General features: G+C 53.3%; 25 protein-coding genes and 1 riboswitch. Of the genes, 7 read left to right on the top strand and 18 right to left on the bottom strand.

Annotated elements, in window-relative coordinates; genetic code table 11:
• From Q394_RS0115995 to gcvT, 9 genes are all read right to left on the bottom strand, one after another.
• The coding region (locus tag Q394_RS0115995) for an IS481 family transposase (RefSeq protein ID WP_038141837.1) at positions 1–970 on the bottom strand (970 nt) is incomplete at its 3' end.
• A gap of 205 nt (positions 971–1,175) precedes the next feature.
• A complete protein-coding gene (locus Q394_RS0116000) occupies positions 1,176–1,499 on the bottom strand; it encodes a hypothetical protein (protein WP_028490143.1) in 324 nt (107 codons plus the stop codon).
• A gap of 88 nt (positions 1,500–1,587) precedes the next feature.
• Positions 1,588–1,875, bottom strand: coding sequence for a hypothetical protein (locus tag Q394_RS0116005; RefSeq protein ID WP_028490144.1), 288 nt, complete (start codon positions 1,873–1,875; stop codon positions 1,588–1,590).
• Positions 1,875–2,129, bottom strand: coding sequence for a hypothetical protein (locus Q394_RS0116010; protein WP_169735910.1), 255 nt, complete (start codon positions 2,127–2,129; stop codon positions 1,875–1,877). The genes Q394_RS0116005 and Q394_RS0116010 overlap by 1 nt, the downstream gene beginning before the upstream one ends.
• Positions 2,080–2,400 (bottom strand): nucleotidyl transferase AbiEii/AbiGii toxin family protein, encoded by a 321-nt coding sequence (locus tag Q394_RS22520; RefSeq protein ID WP_169735911.1) that lies wholly within the window; start codon positions 2,398–2,400, stop codon positions 2,080–2,082. The genes Q394_RS0116010 and Q394_RS22520 overlap by 50 nt, the downstream gene beginning before the upstream one ends.
• Positions 2,363–2,707, bottom strand: coding sequence for a hypothetical protein (locus tag Q394_RS0116015; protein WP_028490146.1), 345 nt, complete (start codon positions 2,705–2,707; stop codon positions 2,363–2,365). Before Q394_RS0116015 ends, Q394_RS22520 begins: the two co-directional genes overlap by 38 nt.
• Positions 2,708–2,840: 133 nt before the next feature.
• Positions 2,841–5,738, bottom strand: coding sequence for an aminomethyl-transferring glycine dehydrogenase (gene gcvP, locus Q394_RS0116020; protein WP_028490147.1), 2,898 nt, complete (start codon positions 5,736–5,738; stop codon positions 2,841–2,843).
• 14 nt (positions 5,739–5,752) lie between these two features.
• Positions 5,753–6,139 (bottom strand): glycine cleavage system protein GcvH, encoded by a 387-nt coding sequence (gcvH, locus tag Q394_RS0116025; RefSeq protein ID WP_028490148.1) that lies wholly within the window; start codon positions 6,137–6,139, stop codon positions 5,753–5,755.
• A 17-nt stretch (positions 6,140–6,156) separates the two neighbouring features.
• Positions 6,157–7,239, bottom strand: a complete 1,083-nt coding sequence (gene gcvT / locus Q394_RS0116030) for a glycine cleavage system aminomethyltransferase GcvT (RefSeq protein ID WP_028490149.1) — start codon at positions 7,237–7,239, stop codon at positions 6,157–6,159.
• A gap of 148 nt (positions 7,240–7,387) precedes the next feature.
• A riboswitch (glycine riboswitch) is annotated at positions 7,388–7,485 on the bottom strand.
• 85 nt (positions 7,486–7,570) lie between these two features.
• Between gcvT and Q394_RS0116035 the strand changes: the two genes are divergently transcribed.
• Positions 7,571–8,143, top strand: coding sequence for a YceI family protein (locus Q394_RS0116035; RefSeq protein WP_028490150.1), 573 nt, complete (start codon positions 7,571–7,573; stop codon positions 8,141–8,143).
• Here the strand turns inward: Q394_RS0116035 and Q394_RS0116040 are convergent.
• A complete protein-coding gene (locus tag Q394_RS0116040; RefSeq protein WP_028490151.1) occupies positions 8,140–9,027 on the bottom strand; it encodes an ATP-grasp domain-containing protein in 888 nt (295 codons plus the stop codon). The two genes, Q394_RS0116035 and Q394_RS0116040, sit on opposite strands and share 4 nt — an antisense overlap.
• Positions 9,024–10,091 carry a DUF6174 domain-containing protein gene (locus tag Q394_RS21720; RefSeq protein ID WP_051543510.1) on the bottom strand — a complete coding sequence of 356 codons (1,068 nt, stop codon included), beginning with the start codon at positions 10,089–10,091 and terminating at the stop codon, positions 9,024–9,026. Before Q394_RS21720 ends, Q394_RS0116040 begins: the two co-directional genes overlap by 4 nt.
• Positions 10,092–10,297: 206 nt before the next feature.
• On the opposite strand from Q394_RS21720, the gene Q394_RS0116050 reads away from it, so the two are divergent.
• The gene (locus Q394_RS0116050) at positions 10,298–12,472 is read left to right on the top strand and encodes a hypothetical protein (protein ID WP_028490152.1); all 2,175 of its coding nucleotides are present in this window, start codon (positions 10,298–10,300) and stop codon (positions 12,470–12,472) included.
• A gap of 67 nt (positions 12,473–12,539) precedes the next feature.
• On the opposite strand, the gene Q394_RS0116055 is transcribed toward Q394_RS0116050, so the two are convergent.
• From Q394_RS0116055 to Q394_RS0116070, 4 genes are read right to left on the bottom strand one after another with little or no spacing between them, the layout of a single operon-like run.
• A complete protein-coding gene (locus tag Q394_RS0116055) occupies positions 12,540–13,754 on the bottom strand; it encodes an ABC transporter permease (RefSeq protein ID WP_028490153.1) in 1,215 nt (404 codons plus the stop codon).
• Positions 13,754–14,470, bottom strand: a complete 717-nt coding sequence (locus Q394_RS0116060; protein WP_028490154.1) for an ABC transporter ATP-binding protein — start codon at positions 14,468–14,470, stop codon at positions 13,754–13,756. Before Q394_RS0116060 ends, Q394_RS0116055 begins: the two co-directional genes overlap by 1 nt.
• Positions 14,467–15,801: an efflux RND transporter periplasmic adaptor subunit gene (locus Q394_RS0116065; RefSeq protein WP_028490155.1), complete on the bottom strand. Its 1,335-nt coding sequence runs from the start codon at positions 15,799–15,801 to the stop codon at positions 14,467–14,469. The genes Q394_RS0116060 and Q394_RS0116065 overlap by 4 nt, the downstream gene beginning before the upstream one ends.
• Positions 15,802–15,813: 12 nt before the next feature.
• Entirely contained in the window at positions 15,814–17,175 is a 1,362-nt protein-coding gene (locus tag Q394_RS0116070) for an efflux transporter outer membrane subunit (protein ID WP_028490156.1), read from the bottom strand.
• A 164-nt stretch (positions 17,176–17,339) separates the two neighbouring features.
• Between Q394_RS0116070 and Q394_RS0116075 the strand changes: the two genes are divergently transcribed.
• The 3 genes from Q394_RS0116075 (at position 17,340) to Q394_RS0116085 (ending at position 18,557) form a co-directional block, all read left to right on the top strand.
• Positions 17,340–17,849: a DUF4405 domain-containing protein gene (locus Q394_RS0116075; RefSeq protein WP_028490157.1), complete on the top strand. Its 510-nt coding sequence runs from the start codon at positions 17,340–17,342 to the stop codon at positions 17,847–17,849.
• Between the two features lie 68 nt (positions 17,850–17,917).
• The gene (locus Q394_RS0116080; RefSeq protein ID WP_028490158.1) at positions 17,918–18,154 is read left to right on the top strand and encodes a FitA-like ribbon-helix-helix domain-containing protein; all 237 of its coding nucleotides are present in this window, start codon (positions 17,918–17,920) and stop codon (positions 18,152–18,154) included.
• Positions 18,141–18,557, top strand: a complete 417-nt coding sequence (locus tag Q394_RS0116085; RefSeq protein WP_028490159.1) for a type II toxin-antitoxin system VapC family toxin — start codon at positions 18,141–18,143, stop codon at positions 18,555–18,557. The genes Q394_RS0116080 and Q394_RS0116085 overlap by 14 nt, the downstream gene beginning before the upstream one ends.
• A gap of 13 nt (positions 18,558–18,570) precedes the next feature.
• Here the strand turns inward: Q394_RS0116085 and Q394_RS0116090 are convergent, their stop codons facing one another.
• Together Q394_RS0116090 and Q394_RS0116095 are read right to left on the bottom strand one after the other, a co-directional pair.
• Positions 18,571–18,987 (bottom strand): type II toxin-antitoxin system VapC family toxin, encoded by a 417-nt coding sequence (locus Q394_RS0116090; protein WP_028490160.1) that lies wholly within the window; start codon positions 18,985–18,987, stop codon positions 18,571–18,573.
• Positions 18,984–19,229 carry a type II toxin-antitoxin system prevent-host-death family antitoxin gene (locus Q394_RS0116095; protein WP_028490161.1) on the bottom strand — a complete coding sequence of 82 codons (246 nt, stop codon included), beginning with the start codon at positions 19,227–19,229 and terminating at the stop codon, positions 18,984–18,986. Before Q394_RS0116095 ends, Q394_RS0116090 begins: the two co-directional genes overlap by 4 nt.
• 245 nt (positions 19,230–19,474) lie before the next feature.
• Between Q394_RS0116095 and Q394_RS0116105 the strand changes: the two genes are divergently transcribed.
• Together Q394_RS0116105 and Q394_RS0116110 are read left to right on the top strand one after the other, a co-directional pair.
• Positions 19,475–20,161: a response regulator transcription factor gene (locus Q394_RS0116105; protein ID WP_028490162.1), complete on the top strand. Its 687-nt coding sequence runs from the start codon at positions 19,475–19,477 to the stop codon at positions 20,159–20,161.
• A 2-nt stretch (positions 20,162–20,163) separates the two neighbouring features.
• A complete protein-coding gene (locus Q394_RS0116110) occupies positions 20,164–21,519 on the top strand; it encodes a sensor histidine kinase (RefSeq protein ID WP_028490163.1) in 1,356 nt (451 codons plus the stop codon).
• Here Q394_RS0116110 and Q394_RS22625 read toward each other — a convergent pair.
• On the bottom strand, positions 21,516–22,478 hold a 963-nt coding region (locus Q394_RS22625), incomplete at its 5' end, for a hypothetical protein (RefSeq protein ID WP_211248838.1). The genes Q394_RS0116110 and Q394_RS22625 overlap by 4 nt on opposite strands.

Here is a 22,478-nt window from a genome sequence, read left to right on the forward strand (position 1 = left end):
TGTCAAGTCCCGATAGATCATATGCTTTCTTTTTGAATAAATCTGGCTTCTTTTTCTGCCATTCCTTGAGTGCTTGAATAGGGGTTTTGTATCCCAGTGCTTTCTGGGGAATGCAGTGGTTGTAGAGCCGTTCATAATGTTTGATCGCGTCAGCCAGTTCATTGGATGAGGCGAAACGGGTGGTTTGCAACCAGTCGCTGATACGTCCGTTGAAGCGTTCTACCATGCCGTTGGTTTGGGGGTGGCGTGGCTTGGTGAGGTGGTGTTCAGCCTTGATGCGCTCACAGGCTTTGTCGAATTTATGCTTGCCTGTGGGGTCACGTTCCCCTTTACGGGTAAAGCGGTCGGTGAATTCCTTCCCATTGTCGGTCAGCACGTATTGCACCTTGATGGGGAAGCGCTGCTCTACTTTACCCAAAAAATCCGCTGTACTGGCAGCCGCTTTGTCGGGGTAAATGGCAAGGCACACCATACGACTGGCACGGTCGATGGCGACATACAGGTATTGGTGTTCCTTTTCGTCGGGCATCTTCGGCAAGTATTTGATGTCAATATGGATATAGCCGGGTTCGTAGTCCTTGAACACCTTTTTCGGTGGCGGCTCCTCGCCATACAGTTCCCGCTTCATTACCGCCAGGTTGGCGATCCCATGGCGACGCAGGCAGCGGTCTATACCCGAACGGCTGGCGGCGGCATTGATATATTCTTTGGTGATGTGGGTCAGGTCATCCAGCGACAGCAGCAGGGTCTTGCGTAGCTCCACCACCAACCATTCCTGTACCTCAGTCAGCGTGGTGTGCAGCGTATCGGGACGGTGCGATTTGTCCGTCATCTCCTCACGGTTCTGCCATTTGCGGATCGTCAGGCGGCTGACATTGTATTGTTTCGCCAGTTCTGCTTGCGTGAGCGGCGATGCCTTGATTTCACTGCGTAATTTCGGGGTTGTCCGTGCTTCGGGATGCAGTTTCATGTACGCTTTGCCTTGTAGCCATGGGTGGATAAGATGCCTTCAAGGATAGCCCGTGCTTTGAATAATGGGTAGCTCCTTGAGGGAATATGATCCCATGGGACATGACAGCCATCTTCATCTATAACATCCTTTTCACAAATAGAACAAGATTGAGAGTAATGAAAAGAAAGGGACATGTTAACTCCTTATAGAATTACAAAAATGACTATTCAACTTCATATAACTCAGCCCACCAATAATAAGGAATATTATCCTCTATCCATCGCCCAAAAAGAACGATGTCATCATCATAATTAAATAATTTACAACTCACTTTGCCTGTACTTGTATTCTTTCCACTGCGAAGGATGAATTGCCCTCTATATGTATCGTCAACGTCTGTACGTTGTAGACTTGCAGTATAACGTCCCTCTTCATTAAGGAATTCTATTGTTAACTTCATGCCAGATTGACTGATGATTGTTCTTTCTATTTTCTGCGTATCAACACTATCCCAACTGGTTCGTCCTTCAAATACTCCATCACGCATATTCTAACCCCTTGATAGATTGCCAACCAAGTGGCCAAGGATACAGCAAACTGTACCCTTTTGCCTAGTTTGCCATCAATAGTGATTATCAGCGATAACTATCCACACTCGGACAAGAACACACCAAATTCCGATCCCCATACACATTATCAATCCGGTTCACGGTAGGCCAATACTTCGCCGTCGGGCTAACACCCTGCGGGAACACCGCCTCGGTCTGGTTATAAGGGCGTTCCCAAGCATTCACCAGCGGATTATTGTCCGCAGGCCACACACCCTCCTGCACCTTGCGAATCTCTTCCCGAATCGCAATCATCGCATCGCAGAAACGGTCAAGTTCCTCTTTCGGCTCGGATTCGACATTCACTGCCCGCATTATAGGTTTTGCTCAAAAAAAGCCCTGATGTGCTGCTTGCTCACCATCTCTTTGGGGTGAAGATAGGCGATATTGTCATCTTCAATATCGTCAATATAGAGCAGCGCAATACACAGCAGCTTGTAACTAATCCCATCCACCACCCCTTGCGCTGCGGCAAAAATATCCTTGATACTCATGCCATGTTTGACCAAACAGTAAAGGTCATAGTAATCGCGGTATTTGGCACGCAGGAACAAGGTATTGGTCTTCATCGCGGCAATAGCTTGCCAGTTGGTCAGCATTGTCGTTCAGCACTTCGACTTGCTTGAAATGTTTGAGGCAACGCAGGATGTCTTGTTTCTGGAAGTTGTCAGCATAAGTGAAGAAATCAAGGTCTTCGCCTTGCCGATGACACAGGTGCAAAGCCAATGCAGAACCACCCACCAGTACATAATTCTGTAGGAATGGCGCGGTCTTGATCAGCTCCAGCAAGACGGCTTTGGTCTTAACCAGCAAGTAGTCTAAATTTGGTGAGTCGTTCATGTTGCAGATTCTCAAAGTCGCTGGCTTCAACATCCAGATGGAAAAATACGCGGGCAAGGAAGTAGTTCAGGCGCTTGAAACGGGCATCTGACTTCACATCGCGTTCCCACACTTCACGCACTTTGCTTTCGCCGTACAGCACCAACAGGTAACGAATATCGTCAATATCGCCGTATTTCAACACAGTTTCACACAGCAGATTGTCTTTGCCTTCATCATAGGTGATGTCCGGCGCGTAGCTCCAGAACAGCCCCTTGTTACGAATACGCCCAAAGAACAGGTGTTTCATCGCTGTTTCAGTCATCATCTGCGTCCCCGCCACATGGATGGATGTCTTTAATTATAATCATTTTTTACCACTTTTACTTCAAGTGGTCACAACAAGAATTTAAGAGCAAGGCCGCAAACCCAACAAGATCAACGGCCTTTTGAACAAGAATCTACCGATAACTCTCCACACTCGGGCAAGAACACACCAAATTCCGATCCCCATACACATTATCAATCCGGTTCACGGTAGGCCAATACTTCGCCGTCGGGCTAACACCCTGCGGGAACACCGCCTCGGTCTGGCTGTAAGGGCGTTCCCAAGCATTCACCAGATCATCCAGCGTATGCGGCGCATTCACCAGCGGATTATTGTCCGCAGGCCACACGCCCTCCTGCACCTTACGAATCTCTTCCCGAATCGCAATCATCGCATCGCAAAAACGGTCAAGCTCCTCTTTCGGCTCAGATTCGGTCGGCTCGATCATCAACGTACCCGCCACCGGGAACGACATCGTAGGCGCGTGGAAACCGTAGTCCATCAAGCGTTTCGCGATGTCCGACTCATCAATCCCCGAAGCCGCCTTCAACGGACGAATGTCGATAATGCACTCATGCGCCACCCGCCCATTAGCCCCCCGGAACAGCACCGGATAATGCTCAGACAAGCGTTGCATCATATAGTTAGCGTTCAAAATCGCCATTTCAGTCGCACGCTTCAAGCCTTCCGCGCCCATCAACTTGATGTAAGCCCACGAAATCGGCAGGATAGCCCCACTCCCATAAGGTGCCGCCGACACCGCACTATTCCCCAACGCCACCCCATCCGGTGGTGTCACCACATGGCTGAACAGGAACGGTGCCAAATGCGCCTTCACCCCAATCGGCCCCATGCCAGGGCCACCGCCGCCGTGCGGAATCGCAAAGGTTTTGTGCAAGTTCAAATGCGACACATCCGAACCCATCTTGCCCGGCTTGGAAATGCCCACCTGTGCGTTCATGTTCGCGCCATCCATGTACACCTGCCCGCCGAATTGATGCACGATGGCGCAAATCTCCACGATTTCCTGCTCAAACACCCCGTGCGTAGACGGATAAGTCACCATCAAGCACGACAAGTTAGCCGCGTGTTTCTCGGCTTTGGCACGCAAATCCGCCACGTCCACATTACCGTTGGCATCACACTCGACCACCACCACTTTCAGGCTCACCATCGCCGCCGATGCCGGATTCGTACCGTGCGCGGAACTCGGAATCAAACACACATCGCGATGCCCCTGCCCCAAACTTTCCTGATAACGGCGGATAGCCACCAACCCCGCGTATTCACCCTGCGCCCCCGAATTCGGCTGCATCGAAATCGCATCGTAGCCGGTGATTTCCACCAACCAATCCTCCAACTCCTTGATCATGGCGCGATAGCCCACGGTCTGCTCACTCGGCGCAAACGGGTGGATATTGGCAATTTCAGGCCAAGTCACCGGAATCATTTCCGTGGTCGCATTCAGCTTCATGGTGCAAGAACCCAACGGAATCATGCCATGCGCCAACGAGAAATCCTTGTTTTCCAAACGCTTCAAATAACGCAACATTTCCGATTCAGAATGGTGCGTATTGAATACCGGGTGGGTCAGGAAATCGCCCGTCCGCGCATAACCTGCCGGAATGCCGCTGAAACCTTCCGCCGTGATAACCGCATCCAGCGCCTCCACATCCAGACCGTGACCAGCACCCAGCAATACATCGAACAACTCAGCGATGTCAGCACGGGTTTTGTTTTCATCCACACTGATGCCGATTTTGCCATCATCAAAATGACGGAAATTAATGCAGGACGAAGAATCCCCCCCATCCCCAGCCCTTCCCCCGCAAGGGGTGAAGGGAGCAAGAGGGGTGGTGACGGTGATCGTGTCAAACCACGTATCATTCAGCAGCTCCACACCCTTCTGCTGCAAACCCTTCGCCAGAATATTAGTCAGGCGATGAATGCGCCCCGCAATCTTCTTCAAGCCTTCGGGGCCGTGATACACCGCGTAGAAACCCGCCATATTCGCCAGCAAGGCTTGTGCCGTACAAATATTGGAAGTCGCCTTATCGCGACGAATATGCTGCTCACGAGTCTGCATCGCCATCCGCAACGCCTGCTTGCCGTGGCTATCAATGGAAACACCGATTACCCGACCCGGCATGGTGCGCTTGAACGCATCCTTGGTCGCAAAAAACGCCGCATGAGGGCCACCAAAGCCCATCGGCACGCCGAAGCGTTGCGAGTTACCGACCACCACATCCGCGCCCATCTCGCCCGGTGCTTTCAACATCACCAATGCCATCAGATCGGAAGCCACACACACCAAGGCTTTTTGCGCGTGTGCCTGTTTGATCAGCGCTTCCAGATCGCCGACTTCACCCGTCGTGCCGGGGTATTGCAGCAGGGCGCCGAAGACTTCGTGCTGTGCCAGCTCGGTGGCAGGGTTGCCGATAATCAATTCAAAACCGAAGTGTTCCGCACGCGTTTTCAATACGTCGATAGTCTGCGGATGCACATCGCTACTAACAAAAAACTGCTTGGATTTGAGCTTATTGGAACGCTTACACAGCGTCATCGCTTCTGCCGCTGCGGTCGCTTCGTCCAGCAACGAGGCATTGGCAATGTCCATGCCCGTCAAATCTGTGATCATTTGCTGGTAATTGAGCAAGCCTTCCAGCCGCCCTTGGGAAATTTCCGGCTGGTACGGCGTATACGCGGTATACCAGCCGGGGTTTTCCAGCACATTACGCAAAATAACCGGCGGCACAAACGTATCGTAATACCCCATGCCGATGTACGATTTGGCAACACGGTTTTGCCCCGCCAGTTGCTTGAGGTAAGCCAGTGTTTCGGCTTCCGTGCGGCTGCCATCCAATGCCAGCGGCTCAGTCAGCAAAATGCTGGCTGGCACGGTGCTTTGCATCAACGCACCCAGTGAGTCCGCGCCCACAACGTCCAGCATCGCAGCAGTATCCGCCGCTGATGGCCCAATGTGGCGGGCAACGAAGTCGTCGTGTTGTTCAAGTTCGTACAAAGTTGTCATGTAATGTTTGCCTTTTACTCGTCAATTTCTGCTTGATACGCTTCTGCATCCATCAGTTCACCCAGCGCGTCTTCGTCGTCTACGCGCATCATGAACAACCAGCCATCGCCGTAAGGGTCAGAATTAATCAGTTCAGGTGAATCCGTCACCGCTTCGTTAGCTTCCATGATCACGCCCGGTACTGGCGCGTAAATATCAGAAGCCGCTTTCACTGATTCTGCTACCGCACAACCGTCTTCTGCACCGAATTCAGTGCCCACTTCTGGCAGATCAACGTGCACCAGATCGCCCAGCAGTTCTTGTGCGTGGTCGGTGATGCCAACAGTCACTGTACCGTCGCCATTGTCACGCACCCATTCGTGGGATTTGGTGTACTTCAGATCAGATGGGATATTGCTCATAAATAACTCCTAAACACTTAATTTAAAACAGATTTGCCATTACGCACAAAGCTCGGCTTCACAACCTTGGCCGGGTGCAGTTTGCCGCGAATATCCACTTCGCAAGTCTCGCCACAATCTGCCGGAACCCGAGCCAACGCAATCGCTACGCCGAGTGTAGGCGAAAAAGTGCCACTGGTGGTTTCTCCATCACCTGTTGCACAGACAACTTTCATGTGGCTGCGTAAAACACCCTTACCTTCCAGCACCAGCCCGACAAATTTTTGCGGGACTCCGGCAGCTTTCAAGGCTTCCAACGCGCTACGCCCGATGAAGTTGCGGTCTTCGGGTTGCCATGCAATCGTCCAGCCAAGGCCGGAAACGAGGGGGGAAGTGGTTTCATCCATGTCCGTGCCGTACAGGTTCATGCCTGCTTCCAGACGCAGGGTGTCGCGTGCGCCCAAACCGATGGGTTTGATGTCAGCGGCAAGCAGCGCATCCCAGACTTTATGGCCTTGTTCGTTGGGGAACATCATTTCAAAGCCGTCTTCGCCGGTGTAGCCGGTGCGGGCAATGAACCAGTCGTTGACGAATGCGCCGTAAAACGCTTTCAGTGGCTCGACGATGGCGACTTCATTGGCAGGCATAATGCCCAGCACTTTGGCGCGGGCGTTGGGACCTTGCACGGCAATCATCGACAAGTCGTCACGTTCGGTCAACGTCGCGTCGAAGGTGGCGATTTGCTGTTGCATCCACGCAATGTCTTTGTCGCGTGTACCGGCATTAACCACGATGCGCCATTGGGTATCGGTGATGAAATACACGATCAGGTCGTCGATGACCGTGCCTTCCGGGGTCAACATGCAGCTATACAGCGCCTTGCCGGATTCTTTGAGCTTGTCGACGTTATTGGCGAGTAGGTATTGCAGAAAAGCTTTGGATTGCGCCCCCACGAGGTCGAGGATGACCATGTGAGACACGTCAAACATGCCCGCGTCGTTGCGCACTTGATGGTGTTCCTGCATTTGGGAACCGTAGTGGATAGGCATTTCCCAGCCCGCGAAATCGACCATTTTGGCACCGGATTCAAGGTGCTTGGCGTAGAGAGCAGTACGTTGCATGGTTGTTCTTCCCAGTATTTAGGCACAAAAAAAGGGCGACAAGCTGCTAAGCTTGCCGCCCCTCTGTCCGTTTACCTGAGAGATTCCCTTGATTTACAAGGTTACTACCCTTCGGTGAGCGCTTCCGCGCTACTCTCCAGAGTCAGATATAGTACTGCCAGTCCTTTTGCCTGAGCGTTTCCGGGCGGAATTGCGCCTTCGGCGGTTGCTATCTATTGTGATGCAACTCTCTTCTGCCAGTGTTTACTGAATCGGGCGATTGTAGCTGATGCGATGCAGCAACTAAAGAGGTAAAGTAGAAAACTCATATTACATTGAGGGAGTATCGACCATGAAACACATTTTGAAATTTGCTAGTAGCACTGCACTGAGCTTTGCCTTGCTATCCAGCACAGCCTTCGCTGACTGGACACTGGACAATAGCAAATCTGCCCTGTATTTCGTCTCGATCAAAAAAGACCATATCGCCGAAACCAATACATTCAAAACACTGTCTGGCCTTATCACCACAGCCGGTCAGGGGTCTTTGAACATTGATTTATCGAGTGTGAGTACTAATGTTGACATTCGCGATCAACGAGTACGTGATTATCTGTTTGATACAAAGACCTTTTCTAATGCGACCGTCAGCATTGACCTAGGCACAACCGGCATCAAACCCGGCATTCAAACCGTGAATGCCACGCTGGGTCTGCATGGGATGAAAAAAGACATTACCGCCACTGTTGCAGTAACAGAGGTGGGCGATACGATACAAGTTGCCACCGTTGCTCCAATTTTGCTGAATGCAGCAGACTTTGATCTTGCCGGTGGCTTGACGATGTTGCGAGAAATTGGCGCAGTCAGCAGCATTAGTAATGCTGTACCTGTGACGTTTTTCCTGAGTTTCGTCAAACAAGTTTAGGGCAACACCCCCAAATGCCGTAGCAGGGCGTCACTCAGCGCCCCTGCTGCTACCTGATCGAAACCCGCAAACATCGGGTTGGTGTTGATTTCCAGAAATTGCAGTTCGCCGCTCACCGCATCCGTCTTGAAATCGGCGGCAGCAAACGTCAGCCCCAAATGGTCGGAGAGCTTTGCCAGCTTTTCAACCAGATCACCGGGCGGTGCAACCACTGCCATGCGTGTGGCGGCAGAACTGCGGTAATCCAGCGCATCCGACACCACCCGAAACCCGAACCACTCGTGACCGATACGGAATATCCGCATCTCAGGTTGTTCCAGACGACGCTGCACGATTTGCGGATACGACAGGATATTGTTGCCCTGCCCTTCATGCTTGTCGAGCACGGTACAATAGGAACCCCCCGTGACGGGTTTCACTATCCAGTCACCGCTGTCATGCAGTTGATCCATCGCGGGAATATCATTGCTGATATAGGTATCCGCCACGTTAAAACCCAGTTCCAGCGCCAGCCGCAATACATGCGGCTTGTTAATGCCCCCGCACGCCAGAAAACGGCGGTTACACACCGTAATATCCGGCGAGCTTAACAGCCAGCCGGATACCGTAACGAACCATTCCCGCGCCAAAGCATTATCCTGCACATCATTGCTTTTCAGGTAAGCAAACACATCCTGACGGATGAAAGCGGCAGATACCTGAACACCTTCACCGTCATCCAGCAAGCGATTCTGGCGAATGTCCCAATGCAGGCGCGGGGAACCCGATTGCCCAGTCAGCAGGCTATGCACCGGAATGCCATGCAGCGCCGCCCGTTTCAACAGACGCACCATCTGGGGGTCAGTATCACCACCTGCCAACAGCAATCGGGGTTTCAAGCTCATTTATAGAAACCGCCGTCTTCCTCACCCAAGGCCAGTGTGGTGGCAATGGGTGGCTCAATAGGTGGCTTGATCGGGCCGGGTTTAATGCCGCCGTCTTCTTCACCCAAGGCTTTGGTGGTCGCAATCGGTGGTTCTACCGGTGGCTTGATTGGGCCAGGCGTAATACCACCGCCGTCTTCTTCACCCACCGCCAAGGTCGTAAAGATTGGCTCAGGCTGGAAGTTGGAAATTGTATAACCCACCTCCTCATCGGCAATTTGCTGATTCTGATCAATGTAGATCGAGGTTGGCAGGCCGAATTGCTTGTCATACGTTACATCCACTTGCGCCGCGCCACTGTTGATACCCTGCTGAACGAGATTAAATATCCCATCCGCATTCAAGTTATACACCGACTGCTTGTTAGTTTGCCGATCATCAGGGATCAACTCCCCGGTATCCGCGTAACGCGCCTCGGTGACGCTACCATCCCGCACTTGAATATTGATGGGACGCGTCGACTCCGGTGTGCAGAAACAACTGCGCTGGAACGTCAAAGAATAATCGCTGATACCCAACGAATCCCACTTCTTGAGATTAGTATCCAGTTGTTGTTGTGCCGTGGAAGTCGTGCCACCACTGTTAATCGCTTTCACATCTTTAGCCGTCAGTTTCTGCCGGGAAATTTCCCCGCCGGTAATCCCACCAGAAATCACCAACGTATCGCCTGCGCTCAGCTTGCCATCCTTTTTGCTATCCAGCACTTCATAGGACAGTGAACCACCGATATTGAAGCGCTCACGAATGGCTGCATCCTGTTGCTTGCTCAACTCCAGCGGCTTGTCCACGGGCTTGGGAGGTGTTGGTGTACAACCCTTGCCCAACTGATCAATCAATTGCTGGATGAGTGTCATCAACGTACTGTTGTTACCACCCAGCGCGTTATGCGCCTGATCCTGAATACCCGTCACCGCATTCTTGAGCGCAGTCGCTGTCGCCGCCACCTGTGATGATGAAGTGCTACTGGATGTTTGGTTGCTGGACTGGGTATCTCGAATCCCACTTCCTTGTGTTATGCCTGTCATATTGAATTCTCCACTGATAGGGTTTACGCCTAGTTTGGCACTTAAGTTCTTAGCCCAAACACCTGATACATGACAATCATCATCAGACAGGCAGACAACTTCTTCCTATCAACGGATAGGGCAAGCATCGCACTTGAACCCAGCGCCGATTTGCTTTACAACAACATTTCATCACGCTTATCGTATTCATCGCCTTGGGAGGAACTATGGCAACTCGGGAAGAACTCAGCGCACAAGCATCCGCCTGCAACGACGCAGCCTCTTACGCAGCACTCGCCAAACAAGCAACCGCAGAACCAGCCGATCTGGACTACGCCAAAGAACTGCTGGTAAAAGGCGAATCCAACTGCTCCTTCCCCGATCATTACGTAGCCGTTGCAGAAGGCTATGTGGCCGCCGGTGATCACGACAAAGCCGCCGCCCTGTATGACGAAGCTGCAAATAGCTGCTTTGATGCCAAAGAAAAAGCCGAAACTGGTTACAGCATTGCCAAATACCTCGGCGACCGCGACAAAGGCCGCGCCCTGCTGGAAGAGGCCATTGCCGAAACCACCAACACCACCGAATTACTGTCTTACGCCGGATACGTGCAAGACGCCCTGCAAGACAACGCACTCGCCAACAAACTATTCAGCAAAGTCACCGCCAACTGCAAAAGCATTGCCGATTACCAGAAACTGGCCAGCGACATCAAAAAAAGCGGCAACACCACCACAGCGCTGATGGTCTTCAAAAAAGCCGCGCCCTCCAGCAATGACACCACCGATGTGGTCGACTTCGCCAAAGGTTTGAAAGACCTGTTTGGGGATGATAAAGAAGTCGCCGCCACCCTCGCCGATGCCGAAAGCGGCTGCATGTTCCCCGGTCAGTTTGTTGCGCTCGCGGGCGGTTTCATCAACCTGCTCGACGACAAAGCCAAAGCCGAAGACTTGCTGGAACAAGGCAAAAACTTCGCCATGAGCGGTGAAGAAAACCTCGACCTTGCTACCGGCTACGCCAGCTTGCTCGGCGACCAGTCCACTGCTGCCGACATGTACAACATTGCCCTCAACGAATTCAGCAATAAGGATGACCTGCTGAAACTCGCCAGTTCTGTCGCCGCCAACATGGATGACAAAAGCATCGCAGGCAAAGCATACGACAAGCTCGCCAGCAAACTCAGTAACCCGGCTGACATCGCCATGCTGGCAAAAGCCGTCAACGACAACCTCGGCGACAAAGACAAAGTAGCCAGCCTTTACGCCGCTGCCGAAGCCAAAGCCACCACCGCTGCCGCGCTGGTCACACTGGCAGGCGAAGTCAACGCCAACCTGCAAGACCCCGCCAAAACCAATGCGCTGTACGCCAAAGCCGTGGATGCTTGCAAAGTCTACACCGACGCCACCAGCATCCTCGAAGCGCTTGCCAAAAACCCGGCGGATGCCGCTCTTGCTGCCACTTCCCTGCAAAAAGCGTTGGAGTTGACCGAAACCAACGCCCAAGTGCTGGACGTTGCCCAACGTGCCCAAAAGCTCACACCCGGCGACAACACCGTGGTAGAACAGGCACTCGACAAAGCCGAAGCCAACGTCAGCTCACTGGACGAAATGCGCAAACTCGCCAACGCTTCCAAGCAATTGCTGGCTGATGACACCGAGCGCAACGAACGTATCGGCGCGAAACTCGCCAAACGTGAAGCCAGCCAAGCGCGTTACACCGAATTCCAGAATCAGGAAAAAACCCTGACGCGCCCCGGCCAGTTCATTACGCTAGCCAGCACCGTGGTCGAAGAGCTGGAAGATACCTCCTACGCCACCCAGTTGCTGACCACTGCCGAAGAAAAGATGCAGGCAAACACCTTCAGCTTTGCCGCCTACCAGCCGCTGATCGTCGCGGTTGGCAATCTGGTGAAAGACAAAACATGGCTGGCGCGTTTGCTGGATCTGGCTGCCAGCCACAGCAACACGTTCGCGCAAGTACGCAGCCTCGGCGAAACCGTCAGCAAGCAACTCAGCGACACCGCTTTCGGCAAAGAATGGACGCAAAAATTCTACAGCGCCCAACTCGACAAGCTGGATGCGGGCAGCGCCAGTACTTTCGAGTACAACAAGCTGGCGAAAGTAGTCAAGGAGCACCTCGGTGACGACGCCCAAGCCCAGCAAATTCTGGACAAAGGCGAAGCCAAAGCCGAAAGCCATTTCCATTTCGCCTACATGGCAGAACTGGCGCAAAAATGGGGCAATGCCGACAAGGCCAAAAGCCTGTACGACAAAGCGACTGCCGCTTGCCACAATCCCGCGCAGCAACGCGAACTCGCCGACCTGATGCGCAAAGCAGGCGTTGCCAATAGCGTGACGCAAGCTGCCGCCCAAACCCAAGGTGGTAAAGGCACTTACTGGTAAAACCACCGTAGGGGCGTATCGCATACGCCCTCTTCAACAAAAAGCCCCGTAGTGCGGGGCTTTTTGGTTACTCATGCCGTAAGGCATCAATCGGATCGAGCCGCGCTGCCCGCTTCGCAGGCATATACCCAAACAGCACGCCTATCCCCGCAGAAAATACAAACGACAACAAGTTGATACCCACGTTAAAGGTATACGGCACATTCATCACCTGTGACAATGCCAGCGACGCCAGCGTTGCCAGCCCAACGCCCACCGCGCCACCGAGCGAAGACAGCACCACCGCTTCAATCAAAAATTGCAGCAATACTTCGCGTTCCAACGCCCCAATCGCCAAGCGGATGCCGATTTCGCGGGTACGTTCGGTAACAGAAACCAGCATGATATTCATAATGCCAATCCCGCCCACCAACAAGCTGACCGAGGCCACCGCAGCCAATAACATCGTCAGGATCTGGGTAGTGCCCGACAAGGCTTCGGTAATCTGCCGGGTATCCAGCACGTTGAAATTATCGTCCTTGTCATCCCCCAAACGGCGACGTTCGCGTAGCAGGCTGGTCAATTCCTCCGTCACACGGGTAATGTCGTTTTCACTCTTGACCGACACCTGAATACTGGAAACGTTATGGTTGCCCGCCAAGCGCCGCTGTACCGCCTTGATCGGCATAATGACGGTATCATCCTGATCCCGCCCCATCGACGCCTGCCCTTTGGAGGTTAGAATGCCAATGATTTCGCAGGAAAAATTATTGACGCGTAAGCTTTCACCTACCGGCTGTTGTGTACCAAACAACTCCTTGCGGATGGTTTCACCGATCAGGCACACGGTTTGCCCCGCTTTTTCCTCTGCATCCGTGAAAGTACGGCCTGCGGCAATTTTCCAGCTTCCGGCAATGAAAAAGTCGTTGGTCGTGCCGGTCACACTGGTTGACCAGTTGTTAGACATGGATACCACGGTGGCACTCTTGCTCACCTCTGGCGCAACCGCTGCAAGGCCGGAAATCTGGTTGCGGATAGCCTCCACATCCTCCAGTGAGAAGGAGGGTGCACCGGTCGCGCCACCGCCGGGTGGCCCCATCATGCGTTGCCCGGTGCGGATTTGCAGCAAGTTGCTGCCCAAGCTAGCCACCTGATTTTTGACGGCCTGAGTCGCCCCATTACCCAGCGTTACCATGGTAATCACGGCGGATACGCCAATCACAATCCCTAAAATCGTCAGAAACGAGCGCAACAAATTGCGGCGAACTTCGCGCAAGGCGAGTAAAAAGCTGCTCCATAACATCAGGCAACGCTCCTTTTGCTATCAATGGCACGGTTGCGGATGTCGCTGTCAATATTGCCGTCAACAAAGTGAATGATGCGTTTAGCGTATTCCGCCATGTCAGGTTCATGCGTCACCATTAACACCGTAATCCCCTTGTCTTCGTTGAGCGATGTAAGCAAGGCCATGATTTCATTACTGGTTTTAGTATCGAGGTTGCCGGTTGGCTCATCCGCCAGCAAGATGGTCGGGTTGGTGACAATCGCCCGCGCAATCGCAACACGCTGCTGCTGCCCACCGGAGAGTTCCGCCGGAGTATGATGCCCCCAGCCTTCCAGCCCCACCTGTCGCAGGGCAGCTTCGGCGGCGGCATGGCGATCTAGACTGGATTCGCCCCGGTACAATAGCGGCAACTCCACGTTTTCCTGTGCGGAAGTCCGCGCCAACAGGTTAAACCCCTGAAACACGAACCCCAGATAATGCCGCCGTAACAGGGCGCGTTCATTGCGTGACAATGCTTCCACATGCACGTCGGAAAACAGGTATTCCCCATCCGTAGGCACATCCAGACACCCCAGAATGTTCATAGCGGTGGACTTGCCAGAACCACTCGGCCCCATGATGGCAACGAAGTCACCTTGCTCAATCGACATGTTCACGCCATGTAGTGCCTTGAAGCTGGCCTGCCCTTGCCCGTATATTTTGGTAATGTCCCGCAATTCGATCAGGGTGCTCATGGCGCACCACCCACGCCACTCGTGCTTTCGGTGATGACCTGCATACCCGCTTTCAAGTCACCGCTGACAATCTCAGTCATTTTGCCATCAGTAATGCCCACTTTGACTTGGATGGTGGTCGGGGCATTGTTTTCCAATACCCACAGGGTTTGCATCCCATCGACACTGGCAACCGTTTTTTCACTGTCACTCGTGCGTTTCTTTTGCCCACCCATACCCGGCGGACGCGGCATCAGCTTGGAAATAAAGCTGGTTTCAGCAGGTGCGTCGGGTGCAGCTTCGACGGTAGGGGTAAAGTGCAGCGCCGTGTTGGGAACCAGCAAGACGTTTTCCCGCGCATCCGTCTTAATGGTCGCCGTAGCCGTCATGCCGGGGCGCAAGGTCAAATCGGTGTTTTGCACTGCCAACACGGTGATGTAGGAAACCACATTGTCAGAAATACTCGACCCCAGGCTGACACGGGTCAGTTCTGCCGGGTATTTGCGCCCCGGCCAAGCATCCACGGTGAATTCGGCTGATTGCCCGGCTTTCACCTGACCGACATCGGCTTCATCTACCCCGACCTCCACCTCCATCTGTGCCAAGTCTTCCGCCAAGGTAAACAAGGTAGGCGCAGACAGCGATGATGCCACCGTTTGCCCCGATTCGACCGTGCGGGTCAGCACTACCCCGTCAATCGGTGAAGTGATGATGGCTTTGTCCAGATTGGTTTGCGCGGAACGCAAATCAGCCGCAGCGGAGGTCACTGTCGTCTTGGCCACTTCCTCATCGGCTTGGGCACGTTCCAGCGTGGCTTCGGCAGTATCCAGCTCAGACTTGGCAGGCAATTTACCACCAGAGGTATTGTACAGCTCACGCAAACGCGCCAGTTTAGTACGAGCCTCCTTGATAGTGGCGGCTGATTGCTTGACCTTGGCTTGGGCAGAAGCCAGCGCTGCTTTGCCTTTGGTAATGGTATCTTGCAACTGAGTGGTATTGAGGCTTGCCAGTTTCTGGCCTTTTTTCACCACTTCATTGGCATCCACCAAGACTTCATCGACCGTACCGGAAAGCTCCGTGCCGATGTCGACCTGATTTTTGGGTTGCAGGTTGCCGGTTGCCGTAACGGTCACGCTGAGGTTGCCCGTTTGAGCGGGCGTGGTCTTGTAACTGGCCTGATGACTGGTTTGGGATTGCCCCATGAAATAATACCCCGCGCCCCCTGCGACCAGCGCCGCGACCAGTAAGGTAAGTAGCCACTTGCCACTGCGACCCTGACGCTTCTTTTTACCACCGGCTGCCAGCACTGCTTTGACGGAACTGCTGGTGGTTGAATCGACTGTGTTACTCATAAAATGGTGCTCCTACCATGCGCCGCCGACGGCTTTGTAAAGGCTGATGATGGCCTGGGTATTATCGGCTTGTGCCGACAGCAAACTTTCTTGGGCGCTTAATACGGCACGTTGTGCATCCAGTACACTCTGGAAATCGTCAGTGCCTGCGTCGTAACTCAGTTGTGCCAACTTGTCTGCGCTGCGTGCCAGCTCTACGTTTTTCGCCAGTAAGGGCTGTTGCTGACGCAGGGCTTGCAGGGTGGAAAACGTATTCGCTACATCCTGCAACGCCCCCAGCACGGCTTTTTGGTAACTGGCAACGGCTTGTTCACGGGCGGCATCCTTGGCTTCGACCTGCTGTTTGAGGCGTCCGCCGTCAAACAAAGGCGCACTGATGGAGGCGGCAAGGGAACGAACAAGGCTACTCGTATCCAGAAAATCCACCAGACTCAGGCTGCTAAGGCCGAATGAACCACTCAAATTGAAACTGGGGTAAAGATTGGCTTTGGCTTCCCCTACCCGCAATGCCGCTGCGGTCACCTTGTATTCGGCTGCGCGAATATCGGGGCGTTGGCGGATGGCATTCGCTGGAATGTTATTGAGCAATTGCCCACCTGCCACAGGAATCGGTTTCGCAGTAGCCAAGCGGGTTTTGAGTGCGCCCGGTTCTTTGCCGGTGAGGATGGCGATGGCGTGTTGCGACTGGGTAACGCTGTTTTCCAGCGCGGGGATTTGCGCTTGGGTTTGCCCAAGGCTCAGCCGCGCCTGATCTGTCTCTAAACTACTGGCAAGCCCGGCTTGCTGTTTCAGGCTGATCAGGCGCACGGTTTCATCCCGCGAAGCAAGGCTTTGGTTCGATACAGCAAGGCGTGCCTGCGCCAGCCGTAAGTTGACATAGGCACTGGCGACTTCAGCGGCGAGCGAGGCTTTGACATCCTCCAGACTGGCTTGGGTGGCTTGCAGGTCAGCGACAGAGGCGCGGTCGGCCAGGTGATTGCCGCCAAAAATATCGGCTTCCCAACTGGCATCAAGACTTGCGCTGTAGCTGTCACTGCCACTGCTGCGGCGGGTTGAGCCGCTGCTAGAGAGGCTGGGTAACAGGCTTGCACCGGCAATCACACGTTGCGCACGGGCAGCACGCAAACTGGCTTGGGCGGTTGTAATGTCGGGGCTGGCTTGCAGGGCTTCCTGAATCAGCGCGGTCATCAACGGGTCATTGAAGCGTTGCCACCATGCGGCTTGGATGGGCTTGCGGGCAGCGGTATCGGCTGTCTGCACGCGGGTAGAAGCTTGCGGTGTTGCGGTATCCCGAACACTGGCGGCAGGAGTGCACGCATTCAGTGCCATACACACAGCCAGACTGGTCAACAGAATTCGCGGTGTCGAGGCCATAATCCTTGTTTCCTGATTATTAGTTTCCATAAGACAAGTGTGGCTCAAACAAACGTAAAGGTGGGTAAGTGTCATGTAAAGATATGTAAAACCCCTTTTTCCGTGAGCAAATGTCCGCAATCATGACGCCATTACAACTTTTCATGCTTAATTGGAGATTAACAATGGATACCACCACACTGCGTCGCTGGGCGACACCACTGACCATCGGCGCTTTCATCTTGATGGCGGTCACCGGCATTTTGATGTTTTTTCATGTGCAACTGGGCATTATCAAAGTGGCACACGAATGGCTGAGTTGGGCAATGGTCATCGCCGTTGGCTTGCACGTTACCCTGCACTGGAAAACCTTTAACCGCTATTTCACCCAGAAACCTGCAATGGCCGTCATTGGCTTGTTCATCGTGATCATGGTGGCTTCCATGCTGATACCGGGTAAGGATGAGGAACGCCGTGGCCCTCCGGGTGGACAGATGCAAGTCACTAAAGTACTGATGGCAGCACCACTCGATAAACTGGCAGGCGTTACCGGCAAAACGCTGGAAGGTTTACAGGCACAATTGCAACAACAAGGCTTGAAAGTCGATGCGACGATGGCTTCGTTGGGAGATGTCGCCCAGCAAAATCAGCGTAATCCGGTGGAAGTGCTGAATGGGGTGATTGGGGCGAACTAACAGGCTTCACCTATTCCAGCACAGGTGATAGCATTGATAGCGAATAGCGACTACAGGAGTGCTAACGCATGTCAAACTTGATTGTCCGAAAACTTGAACCCGAAATTATCGAAGCACTGAAACAACGTGCTGCCCGCAACGGCAGAAGTGCTGAAATGGAACACCGTGCCATTTTGCGGGAAGTGTTATTGGTACTGAAAAAACGTAGCTTGGCCGAAGTACTGGCTACGATGCCCAACGTCGGAACAGATGCGGATTTTGAACGCATCCAAGGTAAGCAACAGGTTTCCGATGTATTTGCTTGATACCAATGTCATCAGCGAAATCCGCAAGGGACAACGCGCCAATCCGGGTGTGCAAGCATTTTTCCAACACGTTACCCACAACCACGACAAGCTCTTTCTCTCTGCGGTAACGATTGGGGAATTGCGGCGGGGAATTGAACTGATCCGTTACCGTAACGATCATGTGCAGGCGCACCAACTGGAACAATGGTTGGAACAAATCCTAAGCGACTATCAAGACCATATAATCGGGCTGGATGCTGATGCAGCACAACTGTGGGGACGGTTGCGTGTCCCCCATCATGAACACGAGCTGGATAAGCTGATTGCGGCGAGTGCCTTGCTCTATGATTTGACGGTAGTAACTCGCAATGTGGATGACTTCGCGGGGACAAGCGTTAAGCTGCTGAACCCGTTTACTTGAGTACGTGACCTACCTAATCCCAAGGATTTATCAGTAATGCCCCCGTCGGCGAGGAATCATCAACGTTGCGTGTCATGACCCGTAAACCGTAACGAATCGCAGTGGCGGCGATCAAGCCATCCGCTACCGCGACTATTTTGCCAGCCTGTTGTGCTTTGGCGGTGATGTCGCCCCACACGCGCACGGTTTCCAAATCGACAGGTAAAATGCGTTCGCCATACTGTTGTTCTAGGGTTTCCAACCAATCACGCAAGGCACGTTTACGCTTACTTTCATCCAGCAAGGCAATACCTTTGGCAATTTCGCCTAGGGTAATCACACTGACAAAAAGATCGAAATCATCCAATACTTCTACCGCTGACTTTACTTGTGCAGGGCAATCTTGCTTGCGTAATTCAGATAAAACGCAGGTATCCAGCAACACTCTCACAGCTCTACCTCACGCATGGGAGACTTGTCGCGGGATAAGTCCAGCCCCTCCAAACTCGGCGTGTGATCCAACAAGAAACGTTTGAAGCTGGTACGTTTACCGGTCAAACGTTGATAATCCGCCAATGACAACACGACTACCGCCTCATCGCGGCGGGAAACTTGTTGCGGCCCCTCGCACAAAGCACGGTTGACCACTTCACTGAACCTGTTTTTAGCATCTGCCAAGCGCCATTGCATCATATTCACCCACCTCGTTTAATCTAGCCAATCTAGCTATAATTATCAAATTAAGCTCATCAGAGGTCAAGTAAATACATTAGCCGAATAAATCCCCGTGTTGTAAAACATCTGGTCGGGCATCATCACAATGGTGTCGAGCAAATCAAAACCACCGCAAAGCCCGTGTAAAAAAATGTAAAACCCCGCCCCCACCCCACGCATTCGCCGTATGATTCAAGCTATACACTCACACTGGCACAAGCACCATGAGCAAACTATTACTGGTCGACGACGACATCGAACTCACCACCATGCTGGCGGAATATCTGGAACGCGAAGGTTTCAGCGTCACCACCGTGCAAAATGGTGAGGCGGCTGTGCGCGAAGCCCTCAATGGTGACTACGCACTGGTAGTGCTAGATGTAATGATGCCCGGCATGAGCGGCATTGAAGCCTTGAGCCGCATTCGCACCCACAGCAAGATGCCCGTGCTGATGTTAACGGCACGCGGTGACGACATCGACCGTATTATCGGGCTGGAACTGGGTGCAGACGATTACGTACCCAAACCGTGTATGCCGCGTGAACTGGTCGCCCGCATCCGCGCTATCTTGCGACGTACCAGCAACGATAATGCAGCCATGAGCCATGAACCCTTACACGTCGGCGAACTCAGCCTCCACCCCGACAAACGCCAAACCCTCTGGCACGGGCAAGCGCTGGAACTCACCAGCACCGAATTCAACCTACTGGAAGTATTGGCACGTCAGGCAGGGCAAACCGTCAGCAAAGCCGACCTTTCCACCCACGGGCTAGGCCGGGCGCTCACCCGTTACGACCGCAGCATTGACGTACACATGAGCAGCATCCGCCACAAACTCGGCAACCTGCCAGATGGGCGTTCCTGCATCCAGACCGTGCGCGGCGTCGGCTACCAACTGATCGGGGAATAAACATGGGCAGGCTGTTCTGGAAAATTCTCCTCACCTTCTGGCTCACGCTGCTAGTAGCAGGTGGTGTCACGGGCATTGCCGTGTGGGTACACCATAACAACTTGCAAGCCATGGAAAAGGAAGTCATCGTCCGCCCCAGCTCCATCCTCGCTGTCAAAGCTGCCGCCAATACATTCCTCTACGGCGGGACAGCAGCGCTGCGCAATATGTTGCAGGAGCAAAAAGACGAAGCCCCTGAAGAGCTGCAAATCTACGCGGTGGATGCTAACGGCAAGGAACTGCTGGAACGCGCCGTATCGGATGACACCCTGCAACGTGTCCGCGCCAGTCTTGGGCAAAACCTCAAATTACCCATCGTCCGGCAGGTGCAAGCGGGTACGGAAAATTACCTGTTATTCGCCCCCCTTGCCGGACAATACCCGCAATTCCAACAAGAACGACGCTTATCCCCGCCTCGCCATATTTCACCCTCAACCCTGATTATCTCCGGGATTGCCGCGAGCTTTTTATCGAGCTTCTTCTTGGCGTGGTATTTCTCGCAACCTATTAACATCTTGCGCAAAGCCTTCCGTGTGGCTGCCGAAGGTGACTTAAGCCAGCGCGTCACCCCCATCATCGGCTCACGCCGCGATGAAATCGCTGATCTGGGGAACGACTTCGATAATATGGCAACCAAACTACAAACCCTGATGGCCTCACAACGCCGCTTGCTGCATGATATTTCACACGAATTGCGTTCACCCTTGGCACGCTTGCAAGCCAGCATCGGCCTTGCCCATCAACAACCTGAAAAAGTCGCCAGCAGCCTTGCGCGTATTGAGCACGAAGCCGAACGGCTGGATACATTGGTCGGCGAAGTGCTTACCCTTTCACGCCTTGAGTCCGGTGTGCCGCAGCCGCTAGATGAATACATCGACATTCTGGAGCTGGCGGATGCGGTGATTGATGATGCGCGTTTTGAAGCGAATTCACTGTCCCGCCAAGTGGTGTTCCAGTGCGATGTGGAGAATAGCCCGATCATTCAAGGGCATGGTGAATTGCTGTACCGGGCTTTGGAAAATGTCGTGCGTAACGCTATCCACCACACACCAGAGGGTACAGCGGTAACACTGGCGATTCATCAGAATAGTGCTAATGCTCGCTTGCAGATCACGGTGGATGATCAAGGCACGGGTGTACCGGAAGAAGAATTGGGGAGTATTTTCGAGCCGTTCCAGCGCAGCAGTAATGCCAACCCCAGCCGTAGCGGTTACGGTCTGGGGTTAGCGATTGCCCGTAGGGCAGTTGAGAGCCACGGCGGTACGATTCGAGCGATGAACCGTGCAGACCGTGGCTTGCGGGTGGAAATTATCCTTTAGTCAGCAACGACCCGGATAAAGTGATGGGTATCATCCGCATCGCGGCACACCACAATATTGCAGTAATGGAACAACACAGCAGAACCCTGCTCAATATTACTCACATCACCGCCGACTGCCACAAAACCGGCTCTTGGTACGCCGCAATGGCTGGAACCCAGTTTGTCGTAGGTAGCCGGTTGCAGGCTGAGCGACTCGAAGTCATCCAACGTTGAGCAATCCCGTGTGTTACCACTACGCCACAAATGGCTGACGGCGCGATGGTTATGCCCTCGGTATGCAGCCTTGGCTTGTTGCACTAGCAGGAGCAGCCAGTTTTTTTCATCAGCATCATCGTCTACGCTGACTTCAGGCAGTTCCACATCGTTAGTGTCAACGGTCATAGCAGAAGCAGCTTTGGCGGCTAAGCCTGTTCCCGCTGCCACGACAGCCACTTTAACGGCATCTAGCAAGCCATGACCACCTTCTACGTTAACAGCAGGTAGGTCAGGCAAATCAACATCGGGCATATCAATGGTCGGCAGTTCTACATCCATATCAGGCAGATCAAGGATCGGCTTGTGTGGATCGATACCATCAACAGCGAGGTTAGGCGCTTGCAGTTCGATATCGGGGACATCCAGTTCTACTGACGGTACATCCAACGATGCCGTTGGCAAACTGAGGTCAACGTCTGGCAACTCCATGCTCATGTCAGGCATATCAATGGTCGGCAGTTCTACATCCATATCAGGCAAATCAAGGATCGGCTTGTGTGGATCGATACCGTCAACAACGAGGCTAGGCGCTTGCAGTTCAATATCGGGCACATCCAATTCTACTGACGGTACATCCAACGATGCCGTTGGCAAACTGAGGTCAGCTTCCGGCAACTCCATGCTCATGTCGGGCATAGCGATGGTTGGCAGTTCTACATCCATATCAGGCAGATCAAGGATCGGCTTGTGTGGATCGATACC

The sequence above is a fragment of the Thiothrix lacustris DSM 21227 genome, from assembly GCF_000621325.1.
Lineage (GTDB): Bacteria > Pseudomonadota > Gammaproteobacteria > Thiotrichales > Thiotrichaceae > Thiothrix > Thiothrix lacustris.

Coding starts and splice junctions, on each gene's coding strand:
- Q394_RS0116040 (WP_028490151.1), bottom strand. CDS start 9,027: ATGAGCTTGAAACCCCGATTGCTGTTGGCAGGTGGTGATACTGACCCC.
- Q394_RS0116110 (WP_028490163.1), top strand. CDS start 20,164: ATGGGCAGGCTGTTCTGGAAAATTCTCCTCACCTTCTGGCTCACGCTG.
- Q394_RS0116075 (WP_028490157.1), top strand. CDS start 17,340: ATGGATACCACCACACTGCGTCGCTGGGCGACACCACTGACCATCGGC.
- Q394_RS0116060 (WP_028490154.1), bottom strand. CDS start 14,470: ATGAGCACCCTGATCGAATTGCGGGACATTACCAAAATATACGGGCAA.
- Q394_RS0116070 (WP_028490156.1), bottom strand. CDS start 17,175: ATGGCCTCGACACCGCGAATTCTGTTGACCAGTCTGGCTGTGTGTATG.
- Q394_RS0116050 (WP_028490152.1), top strand. CDS start 10,298: ATGGCAACTCGGGAAGAACTCAGCGCACAAGCATCCGCCTGCAACGAC.
- Q394_RS0116005 (WP_028490144.1), bottom strand. CDS start 1,875: ATGCGGGCAGTGAATGTCGAATCCGAGCCGAAAGAGGAACTTGACCGT.
- Q394_RS0116085 (WP_028490159.1), top strand. CDS start 18,141: ATGTATTTGCTTGATACCAATGTCATCAGCGAAATCCGCAAGGGACAA.
- Q394_RS0116095 (WP_028490161.1), bottom strand. CDS start 19,229: ATGATGCAATGGCGCTTGGCAGATGCTAAAAACAGGTTCAGTGAAGTG.
- Q394_RS0116010 (WP_169735910.1), bottom strand. CDS start 2,129: ATGAAGACCAATACCTTGTTCCTGCGTGCCAAATACCGCGATTACTAT.
- Q394_RS21720 (WP_051543510.1), bottom strand. CDS start 10,091: ATGACAGGCATAACACAAGGAAGTGGGATTCGAGATACCCAGTCCAGC.
- Q394_RS22520 (WP_169735911.1), bottom strand. CDS start 2,400: ATGAACGACTCACCAAATTTAGACTACTTGCTGGTTAAGACCAAAGCC.
- Q394_RS0116065 (WP_028490155.1), bottom strand. CDS start 15,801: ATGAGTAACACAGTCGATTCAACCACCAGCAGTTCCGTCAAAGCAGTG.
- gcvP (WP_028490147.1), bottom strand. CDS start 5,738: ATGACAACTTTGTACGAACTTGAACAACACGACGACTTCGTTGCCCGC.
- Q394_RS0116000 (WP_028490143.1), bottom strand. CDS start 1,499: ATGCGTGATGGAGTATTTGAAGGACGAACCAGTTGGGATAGTGTTGAT.
- gcvH (WP_028490148.1), bottom strand. CDS start 6,139: ATGAGCAATATCCCATCTGATCTGAAGTACACCAAATCCCACGAATGG.
- Q394_RS0116080 (WP_028490158.1), top strand. CDS start 17,918: ATGTCAAACTTGATTGTCCGAAAACTTGAACCCGAAATTATCGAAGCA.
- Q394_RS0116055 (WP_028490153.1), bottom strand. CDS start 13,754: ATGTTATGGAGCAGCTTTTTACTCGCCTTGCGCGAAGTTCGCCGCAAT.
- Q394_RS0116105 (WP_028490162.1), top strand. CDS start 19,475: ATGAGCAAACTATTACTGGTCGACGACGACATCGAACTCACCACCATG.
- gcvT (WP_028490149.1), bottom strand. CDS start 7,239: ATGCAACGTACTGCTCTCTACGCCAAGCACCTTGAATCCGGTGCCAAA.
- Q394_RS0116015 (WP_028490146.1), bottom strand. CDS start 2,707: ATGATGACTGAAACAGCGATGAAACACCTGTTCTTTGGGCGTATTCGT.
- Q394_RS0116035 (WP_028490150.1), top strand. CDS start 7,571: ATGAAACACATTTTGAAATTTGCTAGTAGCACTGCACTGAGCTTTGCC.